The 22,427-nt window shown below is 62.9% G+C and carries 25 protein-coding genes and 3 pseudogenes; 27 read left to right on the forward strand and 1 reads right to left on the reverse strand.

Annotated elements, in window-relative coordinates; translation table 11 throughout:
* The first annotated feature begins 6 nt into the window (after window positions 1-6).
* From AUC70_RS08135 to modC, 16 genes and pseudogenes are all read left to right on the forward strand, one after another.
* The gene (locus tag AUC70_RS08135) at window positions 7-723 is read left to right on the forward strand and encodes a nitrogen fixation protein NifQ (RefSeq protein WP_069444375.1); all 717 of its coding nucleotides are present in this window, start codon (window positions 7-9) and stop codon (window positions 721-723) included.
* Window positions 724-750: 27 nt separating this feature from the next.
* Window positions 751-1,266, forward strand: a complete 516-nt coding sequence (gene irrA / locus AUC70_RS08140) for an iron response transcriptional regulator IrrA (RefSeq protein WP_069444632.1) — start codon at window positions 751-753, stop codon at window positions 1,264-1,266.
* A gap of 160 nt (window positions 1,267-1,426) precedes the next feature.
* On the forward strand, window positions 1,427-1,747 hold the full coding sequence (locus AUC70_RS08145) for a HesB/IscA family protein (RefSeq protein WP_069444633.1): 321 nt from the start codon (window positions 1,427-1,429) through the stop codon (window positions 1,745-1,747).
* A gap of 27 nt (window positions 1,748-1,774) precedes the next feature.
* Window positions 1,775-2,800, forward strand: a complete 1,026-nt coding sequence (locus AUC70_RS08150; RefSeq protein WP_069444634.1) for an iron-sulfur cluster assembly scaffold protein — start codon at window positions 1,775-1,777, stop codon at window positions 2,798-2,800.
* Window positions 2,797-3,986 (forward strand): annotated as a pseudogene (nifS, locus tag AUC70_RS08155) (cysteine desulfurase NifS). Before AUC70_RS08150 ends, nifS begins: the two are co-directional and overlap by 4 nt.
* A pseudogene (nifV, locus tag AUC70_RS08160) lies at window positions 3,979-5,140 on the forward strand (homocitrate synthase). Before nifS ends, nifV begins: the two co-directional pseudogenes overlap by 8 nt.
* Window positions 5,141-5,187: 47 nt before the next feature.
* A complete protein-coding gene (cysE, locus tag AUC70_RS08165) occupies window positions 5,188-5,937 on the forward strand; it encodes a serine O-acetyltransferase (protein ID WP_069444635.1) in 750 nt (249 codons plus the stop codon).
* The gene (gene nifW / locus AUC70_RS08170; protein WP_069444376.1) at window positions 5,934-6,278 is read left to right on the forward strand and encodes a nitrogenase stabilizing/protective protein NifW; all 345 of its coding nucleotides are present in this window, start codon (window positions 5,934-5,936) and stop codon (window positions 6,276-6,278) included. The genes cysE and nifW overlap by 4 nt, the downstream gene beginning before the upstream one ends.
* Window positions 6,279-6,501: 223 nt before the next feature.
* A complete protein-coding gene (locus AUC70_RS08175) occupies window positions 6,502-7,347 on the forward strand; it encodes an electron transfer flavoprotein subunit beta/FixA family protein (protein ID WP_069444377.1) in 846 nt (281 codons plus the stop codon).
* Window positions 7,348-7,365: 18 nt separating this feature from the next.
* On the forward strand, window positions 7,366-8,481 hold the full coding sequence (locus AUC70_RS08180) for an electron transfer flavoprotein subunit alpha/FixB family protein (protein ID WP_069444378.1): 1,116 nt from the start codon (window positions 7,366-7,368) through the stop codon (window positions 8,479-8,481).
* A gap of 9 nt (window positions 8,482-8,490) precedes the next feature.
* Window positions 8,491-9,798, forward strand: a complete 1,308-nt coding sequence (locus AUC70_RS08185) for an FAD-dependent oxidoreductase (RefSeq protein WP_069444379.1) — start codon at window positions 8,491-8,493, stop codon at window positions 9,796-9,798.
* Between the two features lie 49 nt (window positions 9,799-9,847).
* On the forward strand, window positions 9,848-10,141 hold the full coding sequence (locus AUC70_RS08190) for a ferredoxin family protein (protein WP_069444636.1): 294 nt from the start codon (window positions 9,848-9,850) through the stop codon (window positions 10,139-10,141).
* Between the two features lie 157 nt (window positions 10,142-10,298).
* Window positions 10,299-10,550 carry a (2Fe-2S)-binding protein gene (locus AUC70_RS08195; protein WP_069444380.1) on the forward strand — a complete coding sequence of 84 codons (252 nt, stop codon included), beginning with the start codon at window positions 10,299-10,301 and terminating at the stop codon, window positions 10,548-10,550.
* A 138-nt stretch (window positions 10,551-10,688) separates the two neighbouring features.
* Window positions 10,689-11,396, forward strand: coding sequence for a molybdate ABC transporter substrate-binding protein (gene modA, locus AUC70_RS08200; protein ID WP_244505552.1), 708 nt, complete (start codon window positions 10,689-10,691; stop codon window positions 11,394-11,396).
* A gap of 77 nt (window positions 11,397-11,473) precedes the next feature.
* Complete coding sequence (gene modB / locus AUC70_RS08205; RefSeq protein ID WP_069444381.1) at window positions 11,474-12,142, forward strand: molybdate ABC transporter permease subunit; 669 nt, start codon at window positions 11,474-11,476, stop codon at window positions 12,140-12,142.
* Entirely contained in the window at window positions 12,139-13,227 is a 1,089-nt protein-coding gene (modC, locus tag AUC70_RS08210) for a molybdenum ABC transporter ATP-binding protein (protein WP_069444382.1), read from the forward strand. The genes modB and modC overlap by 4 nt, the downstream gene beginning before the upstream one ends.
* Window positions 13,228-13,251: 24 nt before the next feature.
* Here modC and AUC70_RS08215 read toward each other — a convergent pair whose 3' ends face one another.
* Window positions 13,252-14,811, reverse strand: a complete 1,560-nt coding sequence (locus tag AUC70_RS08215) for an MFS transporter (protein ID WP_069444383.1) — start codon at window positions 14,809-14,811, stop codon at window positions 13,252-13,254.
* A gap of 185 nt (window positions 14,812-14,996) precedes the next feature.
* Between AUC70_RS08215 and AUC70_RS08220 the strand changes: the two genes are divergently transcribed.
* From AUC70_RS08220 to AUC70_RS08265, 11 genes and pseudogenes are all read left to right on the forward strand, one after another.
* Window positions 14,997-15,329, forward strand: a complete 333-nt coding sequence (locus AUC70_RS08220) for a hypothetical protein (RefSeq protein WP_083241402.1) — start codon at window positions 14,997-14,999, stop codon at window positions 15,327-15,329.
* 41 nt (window positions 15,330-15,370) lie between these two features.
* Window positions 15,371-15,724: a hypothetical protein gene (locus tag AUC70_RS17125; RefSeq protein WP_069444384.1), complete on the forward strand. Its 354-nt coding sequence runs from the start codon at window positions 15,371-15,373 to the stop codon at window positions 15,722-15,724.
* 61 nt (window positions 15,725-15,785) lie between these two features.
* A complete protein-coding gene (locus tag AUC70_RS17945; RefSeq protein ID WP_158007404.1) occupies window positions 15,786-16,616 on the forward strand; it encodes a PAS domain S-box protein in 831 nt (276 codons plus the stop codon).
* Between the two features lie 5 nt (window positions 16,617-16,621).
* A complete protein-coding gene (locus AUC70_RS17950) occupies window positions 16,622-17,326 on the forward strand; it encodes a sensor histidine kinase (RefSeq protein ID WP_141702027.1) in 705 nt (234 codons plus the stop codon).
* On the forward strand, window positions 17,326-17,952 hold the full coding sequence (fixJ, locus tag AUC70_RS08235; RefSeq protein ID WP_069444385.1) for a response regulator FixJ: 627 nt from the start codon (window positions 17,326-17,328) through the stop codon (window positions 17,950-17,952). Before AUC70_RS17950 ends, fixJ begins: the two co-directional genes overlap by 1 nt.
* 135 nt (window positions 17,953-18,087) lie before the next feature.
* Window positions 18,088-18,489, forward strand: a complete 402-nt coding sequence (locus AUC70_RS08240) for a DNA-binding transcriptional response regulator (RefSeq protein WP_069444386.1) — start codon at window positions 18,088-18,090, stop codon at window positions 18,487-18,489.
* 106 nt (window positions 18,490-18,595) lie between these two features.
* Entirely contained in the window at window positions 18,596-19,276 is a 681-nt protein-coding gene (locus AUC70_RS08245) for a helix-turn-helix domain-containing protein (RefSeq protein ID WP_069444387.1), read from the forward strand.
* The gene (locus AUC70_RS08250; protein ID WP_069444388.1) at window positions 19,273-19,632 is read left to right on the forward strand and encodes a c-type cytochrome; all 360 of its coding nucleotides are present in this window, start codon (window positions 19,273-19,275) and stop codon (window positions 19,630-19,632) included. The genes AUC70_RS08245 and AUC70_RS08250 overlap by 4 nt, the downstream gene beginning before the upstream one ends.
* 191 nt (window positions 19,633-19,823) lie before the next feature.
* Window positions 19,824-21,495 (forward strand): annotated as a pseudogene (gene ccoN / locus AUC70_RS08255) (cytochrome-c oxidase, cbb3-type subunit I).
* Between the two features lie 10 nt (window positions 21,496-21,505).
* Window positions 21,506-22,240 carry a cytochrome-c oxidase, cbb3-type subunit II gene (gene ccoO, locus AUC70_RS08260; protein WP_069444389.1) on the forward strand — a complete coding sequence of 245 codons (735 nt, stop codon included), beginning with the start codon at window positions 21,506-21,508 and terminating at the stop codon, window positions 22,238-22,240.
* A gap of 10 nt (window positions 22,241-22,250) precedes the next feature.
* Complete coding sequence (locus AUC70_RS08265; protein WP_069444390.1) at window positions 22,251-22,427, forward strand: cbb3-type cytochrome oxidase subunit 3; 177 nt, start codon at window positions 22,251-22,253, stop codon at window positions 22,425-22,427.

Raw genomic sequence — 22,427 nt, forward strand, 5'->3', positions numbered from 1 at the left:
AGCATCGTGACAAAGCCTGTTATTCTCCCCGAGGGATTCGAAGTTGCAGCGGATGGACCGTGGCCGCCGCTGAAGGGCAAGGACTCCAACGCGGCTGGGCTTGGGATTGCGACCTATCGCATGTTGACCCGCCGTGATCCGAGCGACCTCTGGACGGTCGACGACGAAAACTTCGACGCGCATGTCTTCGCTTCGATCCTCGCCGTGTCTGCGACCGAGGACGGCAAGGTCGCGGGCCAGGCCGGGCTGACCGCGTCCGACCTCGATCTTCTGCTCTGGCGCTGGTTCTCCCACGCCGTACCGCTGGCGACCGCCTGGTATCCGGATGGCGCAATGGAAGACGAGGACGAGATCGCGATGGTGCGCGAGCTTCTGCTGGCGAACCGCTCAAGCGAGGGAGAAGCCGGCCGGCTGCTCGCGCACATGATTGCGCGGCGCTGCATGGAACCGAGCCATCTCTGGGAGGATCTCGGCCTGCGCGACCGCAAGGAGCTTGTGCGCCTTCTGGAGCGTCACTTCGCGCCGCTGGCCGCGGGCAATACTCAGAACATGCGCTGGAAGCGCTTCTTCTATCGCAAGCTCTGCGAAGGCGAGGGCTTCACCCTGTGCAGCACGCCGGTGTGCTCCGACTGCAACGAATTCGACCTGTGCTTCGGCGAGGAGACCGGCGAGAGCCGTCTGGCCGCCGCCCGCCGGGCCGAAGACCTCGACGAAGCGACGTAAGAAAAGACCCGAAGGGCGGAAGTGACGATGCAACCAGACTTCAAAAAGTTCTCTGTCGATGAAACCTCGGCGGAGGAGTCGCGTCCAGGGGCGGCCTTGCGCGCCGGGCTGTCTGGCTGCCCCTGGCGCGATTATGAAGAGATGCTGCGCGCCGTCAATCTCAGGCCGACCCGCCAGCGCATGGCGCTCGGCTGGCTCCTGTTCTCGAAGGGCGGGCGGCACATCACCGCCGAGCTTCTGCGTGAAGAGGCCGTAAGAGCGAAGATCAACGTGTCGCTCGCAACCGTCTACAACACGCTGAACCAGTTCACCGAGGTCGGCCTGCTGCGGCAGGTCGGGGTCGACGGCGCCAAGTCCTACTTCGACACCAACCCCACCGACCACGACCACTTCCTTGTCAGCGGCGAGGAAGTCTTGTTCGACATCCCGGACGGTGATGTTGAGTTCGGCAAGCTCCCGGTCGCGCCGGAAGGATTCGAAATCGACCGGGTCGATGTGGTTGTGCGGCTGCGCCGGAAGAACCACGCGCCTGAGACCGCGTGACCCGACAGCGTCGCGTATCCGACGCTTGTCACGAACCCGACAATAGGGCCTCGGAATAAATCACGTAAATTCAGCAAGTTAATGGATGGCACGCGGATTGCTCCGTCAAGGGTCAAGAGACACGACTTGTGTCTGAGGACATGACTTGGAGGTGCCGTCGATGATTAACCTGACGCCGGAAGCCGCGACCGCCGTGAAGGGCGCGATGGAGCGTGCTGGCAAGGTGGGTGCGGGATTCCGCATCATGGTGGAGACCGGTGGCTGCGCGGGCCACAAATATCTGGTGGGCCTCGACACCGAGCCCCGTGACGACGACGCGGTGTTCGAGTCCTCGGGCGTCAAAGTCTTCGTCGACCCAGACTCGCAGCCGCTCCTCTCTGGCATGACCATCGGCTTCGTCGACAGTCTGCAGGGGTCTGGCTTTGTCTTCGAGAATCCGAACGCGGCGTCGCAGTGCTCCTGCGGCAAGTCGTTCGGCTGACCTTTCGATCCGGCGAGGATGGCGCGCATGTGGCAATGCTCCGACAAAGTCCAAGATCACTTTCTCAACCCGCGCAATGTCGGCGTCCTCGAGCAGGCCGATGCGGAAGGGCAGGCGGGCACGATTGCCTTCGGAGATGCCCTGAAGATCGCCATCAAGGTCGACCCGGACTCGGGTGTCATCACGGACGCGCGCTTCAAGTCGTTCGGCTGCGGCGTGTCGATTGCCGCTGCCTCCGCCCTTACCGAGATCGTCATCGGCAAGACGATCGACGATGCGAGCGCCGTCTCGGACGCCGATATCGTCGACTATCTTGGCGGACTTCCGGACGACAAGATGTACTGCGCCGTGCTGGGACAGGAAGCGCTGCAAACGGCGATCGCTCATTATCGCGGTCAGAACGGCGCGGACACTTCGGAGACGATCTGCAAGTGCTTCCCGGCACGCAAAGCGTTCCTCGAGCGCATCATTCGCGCCAACAAGCTGACAGTGCCAAGCCAAGTCACGAACTACACCAAAGTCAGCGGCGGTTGCCAAAGTTGCAAGAAGCCGATCGAGGCGCTCCTCGCCGAGGTCAATGCGGCCATGGTGGAAGAGGGCGTACTCGCCGCGGCGGACGCCTACCAGGCGCCTATGAAAACCCCGCACTTCATGCCGGCGAAGTTCCAGATGAACGGCAATGGCGCGCCCGTGAAGCCAAACGGTGTGACCGAGGCCAACGGGAAGTCCATCGGGCCGGGGATCGCGAGGCCGAATGCGGCGCCGACCGGCGGCCAGGAGGCGCAGCCGACACCCCAAGGTATGGCCGCGTTTGCCAAGCTCAATCCGCAAGAGCGGATCGAGGTCGTCAGCAAGGCTATCGATGAACTCCGTCCGCACCTCAAGGCCGACGGGGGCGATTGCGAGCTGGTCGAGGTGAAGGAGAACACGGCCTATGTGAGGCTCACCGGCGCCTGCATGGGATGCCAGATGGCCTCGGTGACCCTGAGCGGGGTGCAGCAGCGGCTCATCGAGAAGACCGGCATGCCGCTGCGCGTGGTGCCGGTGCAATGAGCATCTATCTCGACCATAACGCGACGACCAGCGTCGATCCTGACGTGCTCGCCGCCATGCTGCCGTTCTTCACCGAGACCTTCGGCAATCCGTCCTCGAAACACGGTCCCGGCGAAGTGGCCGCCATGGCCGTGCAGAAGGCGCGCGCGCAGGTACAGTCTCTGCTTGGCGCGGACTATCCCCACGAGATCATGTTCAACTCCGGCGGAACCGAGAGCGTCAATTCGGCGATCGTCTCGGCGCTGGAAAGCGCGCCACTTCGCCGCGAGATGATCATCAGCGCGATAGAGCATTCCGCGGTGCGGACGCTCGCTGACTGGCTTGCGAAGAACAAAGGCATTCGCGTTCACACGATCCCGGTCGATAAGAACGGCCGCATCGATGTCGTCGCCTACAAAGAAGCACTGTCCGAGCGGGTGGCGGTCGTATCCATGATGTGGGCGAACAATGAGACCGGCACGATCCTGCCGGTCGTGGAGCTTGCGGAGATGGCCAAGGAAGTGGGTGCCGTCTTCCACACCGACGCCGTTCAAGCCGTTGGCAAGATTCCGATCGACCTGAAGGCTACGGAGATCGATATGCTGTCGCTCTCCGGCCACAAGCTGCATGCGCCGAAAGGCGTCGGCGCCCTCTACTTGCGCAAGGGCCTGCGGTTTCGCCCGCAGATCAAGGGGGGCCACCAGGAGCGCGGCCGGCGCGCCGGTACCGAGAACGTCCCCGGCATCGTCGCGCTGGGCAAAGCCGCGGAACTCGCAGGCGAGCGCATGGAAGCCGATGCCGAATACCTGAAGCCGCTGAGAGCAAAGCTGGAGGCGGGCCTTCGCGAGATCCCGAACGCATACATCGTTGCAGCGGACAACGACCGCCTGCCGAACACGACGAGCGTGGCCTTCGACTACATCGAGAGCGAAAGCATTCTCTTGCTGCTCGACAAGGAAGGCATCGCAGGATCGTCCGGCTCGGCGTGCTCGTCCGGCTCCTTCGAACCGTCGCACGTGCTTCAGGCGATGAGTGTTCCCGAGACGGCCGTGCGCGGCGCCGTGCGCTTTTCCCTGTCGCGCGAGAACACCGAAGCGAGATCGATCGCGTGCTCGACGTATTGCCGGGCATCGTCGCGAAACTGCGCGAGATTTCTCCTTACGGGGAGGCAGGCGATACGGCCACGCAGGAGAGCGCCTATGCTTGACCGCCCGACGACACCGCTGCCGGTCGTTCTCAACGACACGACCCTGCGCGATGGCGAACAGCGCCGGGTGTGGCTTTTAGCCTGGAGGAAAAGCTGGCGATCGCCTCGGCGCTCGCCGATGCCGGCGTTCCGGAGATCGAGGTCGGCACGCCTGCCATGGGTGCGCAAGAAATCGCCGCTATTCGCGCGGTCGTCGAGGCGGGCTTGCCCGCGACGCCGATCGCCTGGTGCCGCATGACCTGCGACGCGTCGATGCCGCCCTCGCGTCGACCGTCCCGATGGTCAATCTATCGCTGCCCGTCTCCGACGTTCAGATCGCCGCGAAACTTCATGGCGGCCGGCAGCAGGCGCTCGATCGGCTCGTGCAGGTCGTTGGCTATGCGCGCGAGCGCGGCCTCGACGTCGCGGTCGGCGGGGAGGACTCATCGCGCGCAGATCCGGCTTTTCTGATCGAGGTGGTCAAGGCGGCCGAGCAGGCCGGAGCGCGACGGTTCCGGGTCGCGGATACGTTGAGCGTTCTGGAGCCCTTTGCCGCCTACAGCCTCGTCGCGGCACTGCGTGCGGAGACCGCGCTGGAACTCGAGATTCATGCCCACGACGATCTTGGGCTTGCGACCGCGAACACGCTGGCGGCGATCCGTGCCGGCGCCACCCACGCCTCGGTCACGGTCATCGGGCTCGGCGAACGGGCGGGCAACGCGCCGCTGGAAGAGGTGGCGGTCAGCCTCCACCATCTCTACGGGTGCGATACGGCCGTCGATATGACGGCGCTGGGTTCCATCGCCTTCCTGGTTTCGGCCGCCGCCGCGCGTCCAATCCCGCTCAACAAGGCGATCGTCGGCGATCATGTGTTCACCCATGAGTCGGGTATTCACGTCGACGGCCTCCTGAAGGATACGCGGACCTACCAGTCGTTGGACCCGGCCACCCTCGGACGGTCCCATTCCATTGTCTTGGGCAAGCATTCCGGCTTCGCGGCGCTCGCCGCCTCCCTGTCCAACCTCAACCTGTCCGCCAACGGACTTGAGCTGCGTGCGATCCTGGAACGGGTGCGCGAGCAGGCCGCGACCACCAAGAATCCCGTCACCGCCGAGGACCTCACCGAGATCTGGGAAGAGATCCATCGTGAGGCGGTGCTCGAAGTTGCGATGTGAGGCCGGCCGTGACCGATAGCGTGAACATCACCGAGAGCGATGCGGATGTGCCGATTGAGGCAACGTCCACGTCCGGCGAGGCGGCGGAGCAACTGTCCCTGCTGCGCCTGCTTCGCGAAGACTTGCGCTGCGTGAAGCTGCGCGACCCGGCCGCGCGCGGGGAACTCGAAAGCCTGCTCACCTATCCGGGTGTCCATGCCGTGATCTGGCACCGCCTCTCCCACCGGCTCTGGCGGCGCGGCTGGCGCTTTCCGGCCCGGTTCCTTTCCTGGCTCGGACGGTTCCTCACCAATGTGGATATTCATCCGGGCGCGACCATCGGCCGGCGCTTCTTCATCGATCACGGGGCAGGGGTCGTCATTGGCGAAACAGCCGAGATCGGTGACGACGTGACGCTCTATCACGGCGTGACGCTGGGCGGCACCACCTGGTCGCCGGGGAAACGTCACCCGAGCCTCGAAGACGATGTCGTGGTCGGCGCGGGTGCGAAAATTCTCGGTCCCATAACCGTCGGTCGCGGGACCCGCGTCGGTGCCAACTCGGTCGTCGTGAACGACGTGCCCGCGGATGTGACCGTGGTCGGCATTCCGGCCAAGGTCGTCTACCCGGACGGTGCGGGCAAGAAGGTCGGCCGCATCGATCTCAATCACCACTTCATGCCCGACCCTGTCAGCGCGGCGCTGTCGCACATCATCGACCGGGTTGATTTCGTCGAGGCGAGGCTTGGGCTTCTGCAACGGCATGTGCGCGAAGACCGGTCTGAAGACTCGCGCGATCAAAAGGAACACACCTCATGACGACCTCCGATGGAAACATTCTCGCCAAACTGAACGATGCGTCAGCGGCGGAAGAGTTCTTCGACATTCTCGGCGTCGGGTACGACCCCAAGGTCGTGAATGTGGCGCGGCTCCATATCCTCAGAAGGATGGGGGAGTATCTCGCGAGCGAGGAGCTTGACGGCGTATCGGATGCAGACGTCGAAGCCCGCTGCAAGGCGGTCCTCGAACGCGCCTACGAGGATTTCGTGAAGTCCTCGCCCATCGATGAGCGCGTTTTCAAGGTGCACAAAGAGGCCATTGCGCCGAAGGCCGAGCCCGAAGCGCCGGCGAATTTCGTCTCTTTAGACTCGCTCAAATAGGGCGCGGCATTCGCACTCGCCCGCTTCCCATCGCGCGACTGTCGCGTTCCCGACAAGCCCGTTCGAATGCATGCGCAGCCGGACCTGTCGGGTTTCGAACGGTCCGATCAGGGCTCAGTCTAAATCATTGGAATCGAACGATTATTTTGAGCGGAGAGACCTTGGCACGCCGTTTGCTCATCTATTCTCCAAGGCCGCGTGGCCTCGCTAGGAGAAGATCCCGATGCATATCGTCGTTTGCATAAAACAGGTTCCGGACTCGGCGCAGATCCGCGTTCACCCCGTGACCAATACGATTATGCGCCAGGGCGTGCCTACGATCATCAATCCCTACGACCTGTTCGCCGTTGAAGAAGCGCTGCGTCTCCGCGACACGCACGGCGGCGAGGTCACGGTGCTGACCATGGGGCCGCCATCGGCCGAGGATTCCTTGCGCCGCGTGCTCTCGTTCGGCGTCGACCGCGCGGTCCTTCTCACGGACCGATTCTTCGCAGGCTCCGATACGCTGGCCACGACCTATGCGCTGGCCACGGCCATCAAGAAGATCGGTGAGACGTTCGGTGCGCCCGACATCGTCTTCACCGGCAAGCAGACGATTGACGGCGACACGGCCCAAGTCGGACCGGGCATCGCCAAGCGCCTCGACCTCCGGCAACTGACCTACATTTCCAAGATCGATTCCGTCGACACGGACGCCAAGGAGATCGTGGTCGAGCGCCGCTCCGAGGCCGGCGTTCAGGTGCTGAAGAGCCAGTTGCCCGTTCTCGTCGCCATGCTGGAAGGCACGAACGACTTGCGGCGCGGCACGCTGGAAGAAGCCATCGCGGCCGCGCGTGCGGAGGTCGTGCGCTGGAGCGCGGCGGATGCCGGCATCGAGGACATGCAGAAATGCGGCCTTCGCGGTTCACCGACGATCGTGAAGAAGGTCTTCGCCCCGAGCGCACGCTCGGAGAAGGCCGCTTTCATCGAGACCGAGGACCAAGTGCCGGCCGAAGCGCTGATCGATGAGATCTTCAAGCGGCAGCCCGCCCTTGAGGACGATCTCGCCGCGCTCGCGAGCGGTTATTGAGGGGAAGAAGGACGACAAATGGCTGACGCTCCCAAAACACCTCCTGCCAAGCCTCAAGCCGGCGGCCGCGCGGCTTCGAAGAAAGAATTGCCGGACCACTTCAAGCCCTACAAGCACGTCTGGGTTTTCGTCGAACAAGAGCGCGGCCAGGTGCATCCCGTTTCCTGGGAACTGCTGGGCGAAGGACGCAAGCTCGCGGACAAGCTGGATGTCGATCTCGCCGCAGTCGTTCTGGGGCCCGAGGGCGCGGAAACGCAGCACGTGGTGGCCGAGGCGTTCAACTACGGCGCCGATCTCGCCTATCTCGTCGCGGACCCGCTGCTCAGGGACTACCGTAACGAGCCTTACACCAAGGCGATGACCGATCTGGTCAACACCTACCAGCCCGAGATCCTGCTGCTCGGCGCGACCACGCTCGGGCGTGATCTGGCGGGCTCGGTTGCGACGACGCTAAAGACCGGACTGACCGCCGACAGCACCGAGCTCGACGTGGATGACGACAAGTCGCTTGCGGCGACGCGGCCGACCTTCGGCGGTTCCCTACTGTGCACGATCTATACGCTGAACTACCGGCCGCAGATGGCGACAGTACGCCCCCGCGTGATGCCGATGCCGGAGCGCGTCGAGCGGCCCGTCGGAAAAGTCATTACTCACCCGCTGGGGCTCGTCGAGGGCGACATCGTCACAAAGGTGCTGGATTTTCTTCCGGCCCGCGACTCGGCCACGTCGAACCTCGCCTATGCGGATGTGGTGGTCGCAGGTGGAATGGGCCTGGGCTCGCCGGAGAACTTCCAGCTCGTCAAGCAGCTCGCGACGACGCTCGGCGCCGAATACGGCTGCTCCCGTCCCCTCGTGCAGAAGGGTTGGGTGCCCAGCGATCGGCAGATCGGGCAGACCGGAAAGACCATCCGCCCCAAGCTCTATATCGCTGCCGGCATATCGGGCGCGATTCAGCACCGGGTCGAGGTTGAAGGGTCAGACCTCATCGTTGCGATCAACACGGACAAGAACGCGCCCATTTTCGACTTCGCCCATGTCGGCCTCGTCGCGGATGCCATCAAGCTATTGCCGGCGCTGACCGAGGCGTTCCGCAGGCGGCTGTCGCCCCACAACCGCGACAAGCTGGCGAGTTAGGAGAGCGACATGATCGACGAGAGATTCGATGCAATCGTTGTCGGAGCCGGCATGGCGGGAAACGCTGCGGCGTACACCTTGGCCGAGCGCGGACTCAAAGTTCTGCAGCTCGAGCGCGGTGAGTACGCCGGTGCGAAGAACGTCCAAGGCGCCATTCTCTACGCGGACATGCTGGAGAAGATCATCCCGAACTTCCGCGAGGATGCACCGCTCGAGCGGCACCTTGTCGAGCAGCGCTTTTGGATGATGGACGACCGCTCCCACACGGGCATGCAGTACCGGTCCGACGACTTCAACGAGGAGAAGCCGAACCGCTACACCATCATCCGCACCCAGTTCGACAAATGGTTCTCTCAGAAGGTGCGCGACGCCGGTGCGCTGGTGATCTGCGAGACGACCGTCACAGGGCTCGTGCAGAACGGTGAGGGCCGGGTCATCGGCGTAAAGACGGACCGCGCCGATGGCGAGGTGCACGCTGATGTCGTGGTGCTGGCGGAAGGCGTCAGCGGTCTGCTCGGCTCGCGCGCAGGGCTCCGCGACCGGCCGGAGGCCGACAAGGTGGCGCTTGCCGTGAAGGAGATGCACTTCCTGCCGAGCGAGACGATCGAGGCGCGCTTCAACCTCAAGGGCGACGAAGGCGTCGTCATCGAAGCCGCCGGTACGATCTCGCAAGGCATGACCGGCATGGGCTTCATCTACACGAACAAGGAATGCATCTCTCTCGGGATCGGTTGCCTCGTTTCGGACTTCCAGAGCACGGGCGAGACGCCCTACGACCTGATCGAGCGCTTCAAGAAACATCCGTCCGTCGCGCCGCTCATCGAGGGCTCCGAGGTAAAGGAATACTCCGCTCACCTCATTCCCGAAGGGGGCTACAAGGCCATTCCCCAACTCTATGGCGACGGCTGGGTCATGGTCGGTGATGCCGCGCAGCTCAACAACGCGATCCATCGCGAAGGCTCGAACCTCGCCATGACCTCTGGCCGCTTGGCGGCAGAGGCGATCTTCCAGGTCAAGTCGCGCCGCGATCCCATGACGGCCGAAAACCTGTCGCTCTACAAGAAGATGATCGACGACTCGTTCGTGATGAAGGATCTGAAGAAGTACAAGGACATGCCGGCCCTGCTGCATACGCAGTCCAAGAACTTCTTCCTCACCTATCCGCAGCTTGTTTCGAAAGCGATGCAGGACTTCCTGCGTGTCGACGGCACGCCGAAGGCTCAGAAGGAAAAAGCAACCCTGAAGTCTTTTGTATCCGCCCGTTCATGGTGGGGACTGGCCGGCGATGCCGTCCGCCTTGCCCGCGCGTGGCGCTGAGTTGATTTGATGATGTGTGTGGCCAAAACCCAAACCGGAGGTGCCGGAAATGACTGATCTCTCCGTTCGAGTGGAAGACAAGCTCTACCAGAACCGCTACCAGGTCGACGCGGGCAAGGTGCATATCAAGGTGCGCGAACACGATACGCCCACCGCGCCGCTCCGCGCGCTGCTCACCGCCTGTCCGGCCCGCTGCTACGAGCTGAATGACAAGGGGCAGGTGGAGCTCACGGCCGATGGCTGCATCGAGTGCGGAACGTGCCGGATCATCGGCGAGGCGTCGGGTGACATAGAGTGGAACTATCCGCGCGGGGGCTACGGCATCTCGTTCAAGTTCGGCTAGGCTCGAAAAAGACGGGGGCCGCAATGTCGCGACACACACGGCTCGTGCCACCGCACACGAGCTACTCGGACAGCCGCTTGATCGCCAAACTCTCCGGGGTGGAGGCACCGCAAGCGGAGTTTGACCGGCCGTCGCGCCTCGCCGGCGCGGCCGGAGCATGATGGTCTGTTCGTGCCAGCAGATCTGCGAGAGCGACATCCATGACGCCGTCGCTTCGCTGCGAACGCTGGACCCTGCGGTGGTACTGACGGCGGGGCTGATCTGCCGGACGCTCGGCAAACGCACGGACTGCGGCAGCTGCCTTCCGCAAATGATCAAGATCATACTTGGCCTCGACGATGACGAGGAGAGCACCGATTCATTGATGTCGTGTAGGGCATCTTGCGGCGATGCGTGCAAATTGGACTAACCGGGCGCACGCACGGAACCAATCAATAGGCCAATACCGCAACGTACGCGCGGAAGGCTGCGGCGCTGACGGCTCTTGCCACGTCTGGTGACGCCTGCCACTTCTGCTGCCGGCGGCTTTCCTATGCGACGGAGTATAATGACAAACACACTGCTGAGATTCTGTTTTGGTCTCGTCGTGACGACGCTGGCGTGCCTGCCGGTAACGTCGGTCCGCGCCGCGGAGGCAACCATTGCCGTCGCCGCCAATTTCACATCGGCCGCGAAGCAACTCGGATTGGCCTTCGAGGAGTCGACGGGCCATCACGTCGAATTTAGCTTCGGCTCGACCGGGCAACTCTTCACCCAGATCGCGCACGGCGCCCCGTTCGATGCCTTCTTGGCGGCGGATGAAGCGCGGCCCGAGCGGGCCGAAACAGAGGGACTGGGCGTTGCGGGAACGCGGTTCACTTATGCAATCGGTGTTCTCGTACTGTGGAGCGCGGATCCCGATCGGATCGACGGCACCCCGGCGGTCCTGTCCGACCCGACACTGCGCCATGTCGCCATCGCCAATCCGGCGACTGCGCCCTATGGCGCGGCCGCGGTCGACACGATGAAGGCGCTCGGCGTTCTCGAGGAGCTTGAACCGCGCCTCGTTGAGGGAAAGAATGTCAGTCAGACCTATCAGTTCGTGGCTACGGGCAATGCACCGGTGGGCTTTGTCGCGGCCTCGCAGGTCAAGGATAACGACACGGGTTCGAGTTGGACCGTGCCCGACGACATGTACCGCCCCTTGCGGCAAGACGCGGTTCTCTTGGCGCACGGCCGTGAGAATGAGGCCGCCAAGCCTTTCTGGAGTTCCTGAAAGGCCCCGAAGCCGTCAAAGTGATTGAGGGGTTCGGTTACAAGATGCCGTGAGAGGAATAGCGGGGGAGAAGAGGCATGTTCGATGCAGCGCTGATCGAGACAATCCTGCTCACGTTGCAGCTCGCGGTGGTCACCACGTTCGTTCTTCTCATCATCGGCATCCCGCTCGCGTGGTGGCTGGCGCGCAGCAAGGCGCGGGGCAAGGAGATCGTCGCGGTTCTGGTCGCGCTTCCCATCGTACTGCCGCCGACCGTCCTCGGTTTCTACCTGCTCATCGCTATGGGGCCCAATAGCCCGCTCACGGCTCTGATCGGCCGATCGCTTCCCTTTACATTCGAGGGGCTCGTCGTGGGCTCCGTACTTTACTCCATGCCCTTCGTCGTGAATCCGATCCGTACCGCGTTCGAGGCGATGGGCGAGCGCCATTGGGAAGCCGCCGCGACCTTACGCGCGCGGCCCCTGGACGCCTTCTTCAATGTTGCCTTGCCGCTGGCGCTGCCGGGTATTCTGACCGGCGCTATCTTGGGATTTGCGCACACGATGGGCGAGTTCGGCGTCGTGCTGATGATCGGCGGGAGTATCCCCGGCGAGACCAGAGTCCTCTCCATCGCCATCTTCGACTTTGTGGAAACGCTGGAGTGGGGCAAAGCCCACGTGCTGGCCGGTGCGATGCTGCTGCTGTCCTTCGCGGTGATCCTCGCGATGCGAATGGTCGAAACGCGTTTCAAGAGCGAGCGCCCGTGATCGAGGCCCAGTTTTCAGGTCAGCAAGGCAGCTTCAAGCTAGATGTAGAGTTCGCCGCGCCGAGCCAGGGGGTCACGGCTTTGTTCGGCCCGTCCGGTTGCGGCAAGACCACGGTGTTGCGCTGCGTGGCCGGTCTTGTCCGCTTGGCGCAAGGCAAGCTCGTGGTCGACGGCGAGGTATGGCAGGAGGGACGGCGCTTCGTGCCGGTGCACCGCCGTGCGATCGGTTACGTGTTTCAGGAAGCGAGCCTATTTCCGCATCTGTCTGTGCGCGACAATCTCGAGTTTGGACAGAAGCGCGCCAAGCGGGCCAAGGGCGGCAAACAGACGATCAACTTCGACGACGTGGTCGAACTTCTCGCTATCGCGCCGTTGTTCGATCGGCCCACGTCGCGTCTGTCGGGCGGCGAGCGTCAGCGTGTCGCCATCGGTCGCGCGCTTCTCTCACAGCCCCGCCTGCTGTTGATGGACGAACCGCTGTCGGCGCTCGACCGTATGGGGCGCGAGGAGATCCTGCCTTATCTCGAGCAACTGCACCGAGCCCTATCGATCCCGGTGCTCTATGTGAGTCACGATATCGGCGAGATTGAACGACTGGCGGACACTTTGATTCTCATGCGGCATGGCGGAGTGCGTGCCGCGGGTCCCATCGCGGAACTGCTGTCCGATCCAAGCTTGCCCCTAGTCCGCATGCCGGAACCGGCGTCTGTTCTCGATGGCACCGTCATGGAGTACGACCCGGGCTACGGTCTCGCAACCGTCGACGTGCCCGGCGGCACGCTTCTCATTGCCGGCGATATCGGGCCCACGGGATCGACCCGGCGATTGCGGATCGAGGCAAGTGACGTGAGCCTCAGCCGTGAGGTGTTGAAGGACACTACGATCTTGAATGCGCTGCCGGTCCGCATCGATATGGTCCAGCCCATCGGCGACACGCAGATGACCGTCCGGCTCAAGCTCGGGGAGGACGGGAACGGGGCGCCGCTCCTCAGCCGCGTCTCACGTCTGTCGTGGGATCGGCTCGGATTCAAGCCAGGTGACACGGTCGTGGCGCAGATCAAGGCCGTCGCACTCGCGCGGACCTAGCGCCGCAGACGCCGTGCGCGGGGGCTAGGACGGTGTCTTCCGAGAGCGGATAAGGACAGCGCAGAGAACCACGCCGATCAGCGCGGCTGCGGTCATGAGGATCATGACGCCGGAGAAGCCGGCATCGAACGCTCGCAACAGAGCCGATTGAACCTTCGACGCGTCCCCGGCCGGGAGTTGCGCCAGGGCCTTGGTGACTTGGCTCTCGGAGCCGTGGACCAACGTGACTTTCAACGCATGCGCATCGGGAAGCGCGCTGCCGATGCCATCGATAAACGGATCGATGATGCGGCGCTTGGTTTGGAGCGCGACGACCGCGCCAAGCGCCGTTCCGACCGCGAGCCCTGAATAAAGACATGTGTTGACGACACCGGAGCCTTGTCCCGCATTGGTGTCGGGCAGGGCGTCCAAACCGATCCGGGGCAGGAGCGTCATCGTCAGCCCCACGCCGACACCGATGAAGGTCAGCCTCCACCAGATGTCTTCAAACGGCGTCTGGTGATCGACGCCGTGCATCAGCCAGAAGCCGATCGCGAGGGCGACCATGCTGACGGTCGCCCAAATGCTATAGCGCTTCGGTGAAATAGTGTGTGGCGCCACGAGGGAGACCACGAACATCACGGCCGTGAATGGCAGGAGCGCGAGTCCCGCCTGCAGGGCGCTGAAGCCCAGACCCTCCGGCGCCTGAATGTAATAGTTGACGAAGAAGAGAATTCCGATCTGCGTGAACCCGCTCAAGAACATGCCGGCCGCCGCCGCCGAATAGTTCCGATAGCGGAAAAAGTCGAAACGGACGAGCGGATCCGCCGAATAGAGTTCCCGGGCCGCGAACCCCGCGCCGGCCATCAATGTGAGCACAAACAGACCGAGCGCCTGCAGCGAGGTCCAGCCGTATAGGGGGCCGCAGGTCAGGGCATAGAGGAATGCCGCAAGCGTCACGAACAGTAGCGCGATGCCGGCAAAGTCGGTTCGCTTGCCGCCCTCGAGCACGGCCGGCGTCAGTCCGGCGCGCATGACCCACAGGCACAGCAGGGCGGCCGTTCCGAGAATCGCCAGATCGAGCACGAAGATCGCCCGCCAGCTGATGCCATCGGTCAGCGCCCCGCCGATCAGCGGCCCGAGAGCGAAACCCAAGGCTACGGCGGCGGCCCACACGCCGTGGGCGGATGCGCGCTGGTCGGCGGGGGTCGATCGGCTGATCAGAGCAACGGAAGCGGCCATGACGGCGGCAATGCCAAGTCCTTGGGAGGCGCGTCCCACAAGCAGCAGGATTGCCCCGTCCGCGCAGGCGATGGTGATCGAGCCGAGTGCAAAAAAGGCAATGCCGCATAGGAAGATACGAGCCATGCCGAACGTGTCGCCAAGATGGCCCATGGCTGCCAGCGTCGCCGCACCGAACAGCATGTAGATGTTGATCACCCATTGCAGCGTGTCGAGATCGAGATCGAGTTCCGACTTCATCGCCGGAAGGGCGGTCATGACGGCCGTCGTGTTGTAGGCGACAGCGAATGCGCCCACGCAAGCCGCCACGACAACCAGCCAGAAACTATGCTTCCGGCCGGCCGGATCGGTCGCCGATGTCATGAAGTCCCCCTGATGCTCGCTTGCCCCGACCCCGTCTAGCACAGAGTGATGATTATTGCGCGCGGCCCCTCGCTTGCCGGAATCATGCGAGCTATGGCAAATCGCCTATGAGGCTCCGTGAGCGGCACCATTGAGGCGCAATATCTTGACTGGCATCAACGCCAGGAAGAGAGAAGAGCGTAGGTGTGACCGACGCCGCCCCGGGGGAGCAGCACGAAGACAACCGGGAGGACAATTCCGTTATGAAGAATTTCGTCATCGTCGCGATCGTTTCGTTCTTGGCGGGCGCGGCCCAGATGGGCGTCGCCAACGCCTCCGCCTACAGCGATGCGGTGCGCAAGTACTGCCGGGCGGATTACAAGAAGTATTGCGGCGAGTACGGACTCGAAACCAATGCCTTGCGCAATTGCATGAACCGGCACGGCGACAAGTTGTCGGACGCATGCGTGCGTGCGCTGGTCCAGTCCGGAGAAGTGAGCCAGCGGGAAGTCGACCGGCGCAGAAAGAAGTCACGCTAGGATCGCCAAGCGGGCCGATGAACCCCAGGGGAGAAACATCCATGACAAAGCACGAACAATTCCTCGGCATCTTTGCCGCCATGCTTCTGACGCTGCTTAGCGTCAGCGCCGTGTTCGCCGGCGACTGGGCGGGGACATATGTGACTGAGGATACGAAGGGCAACGCCTTCACGATCACCCTCGCGGCCGATTCCAAAGCGCACGGCGAAAAGCAAGGCCATGTCCTCGAAGGGGCGTGGTCGGTGGACGGCGCAAGCGCCGTCATCAAATGGACCACCGGCTGGACGACCAAGCTCACCCAAGACGGAGACGGTTACTCCAAGACCGCCTATCGGCCCGGAACACCGGTCACGGACGAAGGGGCGAAGGCCACCCCTGTCAAACGGGTCGAGTAGGGCACCCGAGGGACCGACGCCCGACCTTCGCGCGCCGCGCGAAAGTGCTAATGTCCGGGCAATGCATGGACCTGTATCGAACAAGCGCCCCCTCGGCTCAGTCGAGCAGCTACGGCGTGCGATCCTGAACCCGGAGGCGGGCGCCGTACATTACGGCGTCGCCGTCGCGGCCGTGGTGGGCATGGCCTGCCTTGCCTGGGGCCTGTACCCGTGGCTCGAAGGGCGCGCGTCCTTCCTCATCTTTATCCCCGGCCTTGCCATCGCGGCCGGGTTCGGCGGCATCGGCCCCGGTCTCCTGGCGACGTTTTTGTCGGCGGCAATCGGCTATGCACTGATTCCACACAGCACGGCCGACCTTCCGGATCTGGCCGAGCTCGGCATTTTCAGCGGCGTCGGAATCGGGATCGCCTGGTTGGGCGAGTTGCTGCGGCGTACGCGCCTGCGCAGCCGCCGCAGCGCCAAAGAGGTCCGTGCGCGAGAGGCCCATCTGCGGTCGATCCTGGACACCGTTCCCGATGCCACCGTGGTCATCGACGAGACGGGCATGATCCGCTCCTTCAGCGCCGCGGCCGAGCGCCTCTTCGGACACAACGAGATGGAGGTTGCTGGGAAGAACGTGGCGATGCTCATGCCCTCGCCGTTCCGCGAAGAGCATGACGCCTATATCTCGCGCTATCTCCAAACCGGGCAGAAGCGCATCATCGGCTTCGACCGGGTGGTGACCGGCGCGCGCAAGGACGGATCCACCTTTCCGATGAAGCTCGAGGTCGCCGAGATGCGATCGGGCGAGCAGCGGTTTTTCACCGGCTTCATTCGCGACCTGACGGAACGTCAGAGAACGGAGAAGCAATTACAGGATCTGCAGACTGAGTTGGCGCGGCTGTCGCGCTGACCGCCATGGGCGAGATGGCCTCGACCCTGGCGCATGAGGTCAATCAGCCGTTGACGGCCATCTCCAACTATCTGCAAGGCTGCAACCGTCTGCTGGAATCCATCGAGGATGAGAAAGTCGCCATGGTACGCGAGGCGCTTGCCGCCACGACGAAGCAGACCTTGCGCGCCGCCGACATCATCCGGCAACTCCGCGATTTCGTGACGCATCACGAAACCGTTCGCCAACCGGAAAACATCAACGATCTTGTCGAGGAAACCAGCGCCTTGGCGCTCATCGACGCCAAGGACGAGGGCGTGAAGCCCAGCTTCCAGTTCGATAGCTCGGTCTCGGATGTGATGGTTGTCAAGGTGCAGGTCCAGCAGGTCCTTCTGAACCTGATGCGCAATGCCATCGAGGCGATGGAAGGCAGCGATCCGAAAATCTTGTTGGTCTCGACGGCCCGATCCCCCGCGGATACGTACGAGACGGGGGAGCCGATGGTGCAAGTGACGGTCGCCGATACCGGAAGCGGCATCTCCGATAACATCGCCGACCAGCTCTTTCAGCCCTTCGTGACAACCAAGACCAATGGCATGGGTGTGGGGCTGTCGATCTCCAAGCGCCTGGTCGAGGCGCACGGGGGACGCATGTGGGTCGAGAAGAACCCCGGCGGCGGCACGGTGTTCCGGTTCACTCTGGAGCCGGCCGGACGCGAGGAACCCGTGTGATGCCAGCCAATCCCGTCGTGCATATCGTCGATGACGACGAGGCGGTTCGTCAGTCCCTGGCGTTCATGCTCGGCTCGGCTGGCCTTCCCGTTCGGCTCTACGATTCGGCCAGCGCATTCTTGGAGGCCCTCGATCCGATGCTGTGCGGATGTCTCGTCACGGATGTCCGCATGCCGGATATGACGGGGATCGAACTGCTCGGCCGGCTCAAAGATAAAGTGCATTGCCTGCCGGCGATCGTTATCACGGGCCATGGCGACGTTCCGCTTGCGGTCGAGGCCATGAAGGCAGGCGCGGTGGACTTCATCGAGAAGCCCTTCGAGGACGAGGTGCTGCTCAGGGCAGTGGAATCCGCGCTCAAGAGGGCCAGCGGAGATGGCGACAACTCAATGCAGGAGGTCTTGAGCCGGCTCGCCAGCTTGTCCGAGCGCGAGCGCCAGGTTCTTGAGGGCCTAGTGGCGGGTCAGGCCAACAAGACCATCGCCGCCGCCTACGGCATCAGCCCGCGAACGGTTGAGGTCTACCGTGCGAACCTCATGACCAAGATGCAGGCGAAGAGCCTCTCGGAACTGGTGCGCATGGCGGTTCTTGCCCATGTGGGCCCCGCCGGCGACAGCGCTGGCTAAGGCCGCAAAGAGCGCGCCGTTTCCAACCTCGATGTCCGTTTGACGTGGCTCAATGCCGCACCTGCTCCGCCGCCTAGGCTGCAGGCATTGGCACGGGGTGAACCGCTGGGCGAGGGCCGATGTTGGGGGAGGCATATGAGCCAGACTGGTACGGTGCTTATTGCCGTTGGCGACGGGATACTCGCCGATAGCCTGCGATTTTCGTTGGAGCTCGAAGGATATGAGACGCGCTTCTGCGATGAGCACGCACTTTCGCCACTCCTGCGGGCGCCCTGTGTCCGCAGCGCCTGCGTGGTGCTGGACCAAGACGTCTTTTCGCGCGTCGCAGAAGCTGGCGACTCGAAGCTCCCCTGCGATTCCTGTGTCCCGATCATCCTCATGGTCTCCCAAAAGACCGAGCAGATCCTTGCCAAAGCGAGGCTAGGCGGGGTCACCACGGTCCTCGAGAAGCCGATCCTCGGCGGGGTCATGCTTGAGACCATACGGCAAGCGATTGAATCTAAGAGAGATTTTGGCCGGTCCAAACTGCCGTCCTGATGAGCGCCGGGCTACGTAGTTTCCCTTAGGGAGCCGGCCCGAATTTTGATCGAGCGCAAACATCTCTATCTCTGACGTCAGTCAAATTAACCTTTCGGGGGTTATCATGCTGACGCCAAATCCCGCCGTCGACCTTCCTCAGAACCAGGTGCTGCCCGCACGGTCGGTTGTTCCGCAGCCGCGCGACGAAGGCGACTTCCACACATCGAGCGTTCCGCTCAATTTCGCGCGCAACAGCGAGATCTTCGCCGAGGGTGAAACCGCCGGCTACGTCTACAAGATCGTCTCGGGCGTTGTCCGCGTCTCGAAGCTTCTGCCGGACGGTCGCCGGCAAATCAGTGCCTTCCATCTTCCGGGCGACATGTTCGGCTTCGAGGTGGACGATGTGCACCACGTATCGGCCGAGGCAATCGGGCCGGTGAAGGTTCTCGCGTATAGATGGCAGAGCCTGATCAGCACCACGCCTTCGAGCAGTTTCGTGCGCGAATTGCTCAACCGCACCATGATCGGCCTGCGGCAGACCCAGGATCATCTGCTGCTGCTCGGCCGGAAAAACGCGCTGGAACGGCTTGCGGCGTTTCTCATCGAGATGGTGCGCCGCACAGGTTCCGATCGCTCCCTGCAGCTGGCCATGCCGCGCCACGACATTGCGGACTATCTCGGGCTAACCCTTGAGACGGTGTCGAGAATGTTTGCCGAACTGAAAGACGCCGGTATCATCAAGCTCGAATCGGCCCGGCAGGTCTCGGTGCTCGACATGCAGAAGCTGGAGGCAATGGCTACATGATTTTTCGCGGATTTCGGCAATCGCTTGGCGTTAGCGCTCTCCTGGCGGTCGTACTGCTGGTTGGTCTTGCTTCAGCGGCGCAAGCGAAGGAGCCGGCCGCGAACAAGCAGCGCCTCGAACAAGGCAGAGCGGTTGCCGAGAGCGTCTGCTCGAATTGCCACCTGGTCTCCAGCGAACAGACCAAAGCCGTCGCCGACGTGCCGAGTTTCCAAGAAATCGCAGACCAGCCCGATCAGACCGAGGGCAATATCATAGCGCGGATCGCCATCCCCAAGCATCCGATGCCCGTTATTCCGATTACCAAGCATGAGCTGGAGGACGTCGCGGCCTACATCATGAGCTTGCGAAACGAATAAGCAGCAAGCGGACACTCCTACTATCGTAGGGGATCGCCGAAGCTTGCGCTGGATCAAGGTATGCCGGCAGCGGTCGGCGTGTAACGAAGTTGTAGTGGACCGCGATGGCTGACGCGGGACTGACGATGCTTCCGGGGCTCTGCGCCACCGGTGGGGATCTGGGCAAGGCTTGAGATTAAGGGGTTGGGAACATGGCCGCATCGACTCAGCGGGATGAGTGGAAAGCGCTGTCGGACATTCTCGCGATTGGGGCCGCAGCATTTCTCGTTATCATCGGTCTCGTCCTTGCGATAGCAGGCGACGGCTTGGCCATGAAGTTTCATGGCTGCGTCCTGCTCGGCGCATCGGGCCTTGCACTTCTTTATATGCTGACCCAGTTCGTCGAGGCGCGTGAGCCCGCAGACACCAGCGGGTACGCCGACGGCGTCGTCCGGGCAGGCGTCATCGCGACGGTGTTCTGGGGCATTGCCGGCTTCATCGTGGGCGACCTCATCGCTTGGCAGCTGGCGTTTCCGGCCCTGAACTTCGATCTGCCATGGACGAGCTTCGGGCGCCTGCGGCCGCTCCACACGTCGGCGGTCATTTTCGCGTTCGGCGGCAATGCGCTGATCGCGACGTCTTTCTACGTGGTGCAGCGCACCTGCCGTGCGCGCCTGGCAGGTAAGTGGTCCCCGTGGTTCGTATTCTGGGGCTATCAGCTCTTCATCGTTCTGGCGGCCACCGGCTATCTGCTCGGCGTCACGCAGAGCAAGGAATACGCAGAGCCCGAATGGTATGTGGATCTGTGGCTGACGCTCGTTTGGGTCGTTTATTTTCTTGTCTTCATCGGCACCATTGCCAGGCGCAAGGAACCCCACGTCTACGTCGCGAACTGGTTCTACTTGGCGTTCATCGTCACCGTCGCCATGCTGCACATCGTCAACAATCTGGCGGTGCCGGTGTCGCTGCTAGGGACGAAGAGTTACATCCTGTATTCGGGCGTCCAGGACGCCATGACCCAGTGGTGGTACGGCCACAACGCGGTGGGCTTCTTCCTGACGGCTGGCTTCCTCGGCATGATGTACTACTTCGTGCCCAAGCGCGCCGAGCGGCCCATCTATTCCTACCGCCTGTCGGTGGTCCACTTCTGGTCGCTGATCTTCATCTATATCTGGGCCGGTCCGCATCACCTGCACTACACGGCGCTGCCGGACTGGGCGCAGACGCTGGGCATGACCTTCTCAATCATCCTGTGGATGCCGTCCTGGGGTGGCATGATCAACGGTCTCATGACGCTGTCCGCGCCTGGGACAAGCTGCGCACCGACCCGGTTATCCGCATGCTGATCGTAGCCGTCGCCTTCTACGGCATGTCGACCTTCGAGGCCCGCTGATGAGCATCAAGTCGGTGAACTCGCTCTCGCACTACACCGACTGGACGATTGGGCACGTGCACTCCGGTGCGCTCGGCTGGGTCGCCTATATCAGCTTCGGCGCGCTCTATTGCCTCGTGCCGTGGCTGTGGCACCGCAAGGCGCTCTACTCACAGCGCCTGGTCGAGTGGCACTTCTGGATCTCCACGCTCGGCATCGTGCTCTACATCACCTCCATGTGGGTCTCGGGAATCCTGCAAGGGCTGATGTGGCGCGCCTACAACTCGCTCGGCTTCCTCGAATACTCCTTCGTGGAGACGGTCGAGGCCATGCACCCGTTCTACATCATCCGGGCCATAGGCGGATTGCTGTTCGTCCTTGGTGCTCTGTTGATGGCTTACAATCTGTGGCGCACGGCCCGTGGCGATCAGCCCGTCGATGCGACCGATCAACCGTCCGTCGCTGCGGCTCCTGAGTTCCGGCCCGGCGAATACACGGCGCCGGCGGAGTAGGGAGAGGACAATGAGCTGGGGAAGACACGAGGTCCTTGAAAAAAGCCCGATGCTGATGCTGATCGGCATCCTCATCGTTGTGAGCATTGGCGGTCTGATCGAAATCGCGCCTCTGTTCTGGCTGAGTTCGACGGTCGAGAAGGTGCAAGGCATGCGGCCGTACTCGCCGCTGGAGCTGGTGGGGCGCAACATCTACGTCCGCGAAGGCTGCTATCTGTGCCACAGCCAGATGATCCGTTCTCTGCGCGACGAGGTTGAGCGCTACGGGCACTACAGCTTGGCCGCCGAGAGCATGTACGACCATCCGTTCCAATGGGGATCGAAGCGCACGGGCCCCGATCTGGCGCGTGTCGGCGGGAAGTATTCGGACGAGTGGCATCGTGAGCACATGATCAACCCGCGTGCGGTGGTGCCCGAATCCGTCATGCCCGGCTATCCGTTCCTGGCGGACACCGCCCTGGACTATGACGACATCCAGGAACAGTTGAAGACCAACGTCGCGGTCGGCGTGCCGTATACGGAGGAGATGATCGAGTCCGCGAAGGCCGATCTCGAGGCGCAGGCCGGCAAAGAGTCCGGTGACGTGGAGGCACTGCTGGCCCGCTATCCGAAGGCGCAGACAGGGCCGTTCGATGGCAATCCGGACGAAATCTCCGAGTTGGATGCTCTGATCGCATATCTGCAGATGCTCGGGACGCTCGTCGACTTCGCAAGCTTTGACGAAGCCGGCCCCAATCTGAGGTGAGGACGGGACGATGGAATACGAACAAGTTGCTTCGATCAGCCAGGTAGCCGCGCTCATCTTCTTCATCGTGCTTTTCGCCGGTGTCGTTCTCTACGCGTTCTGGCCCGGCAACAAGAAGCGTTTCGATGAGGCGGCCAAGCTGCCTTTGGAAGACGACCCAGAGTCCGACAACGGGAAAGACAGCTGA

It is taken from the genome of Methyloceanibacter stevinii (assembly GCF_001723355.1).
Classification (GTDB): Bacteria; Pseudomonadota; Alphaproteobacteria; order Rhizobiales; family Methyloligellaceae; genus Methyloceanibacter; species Methyloceanibacter stevinii.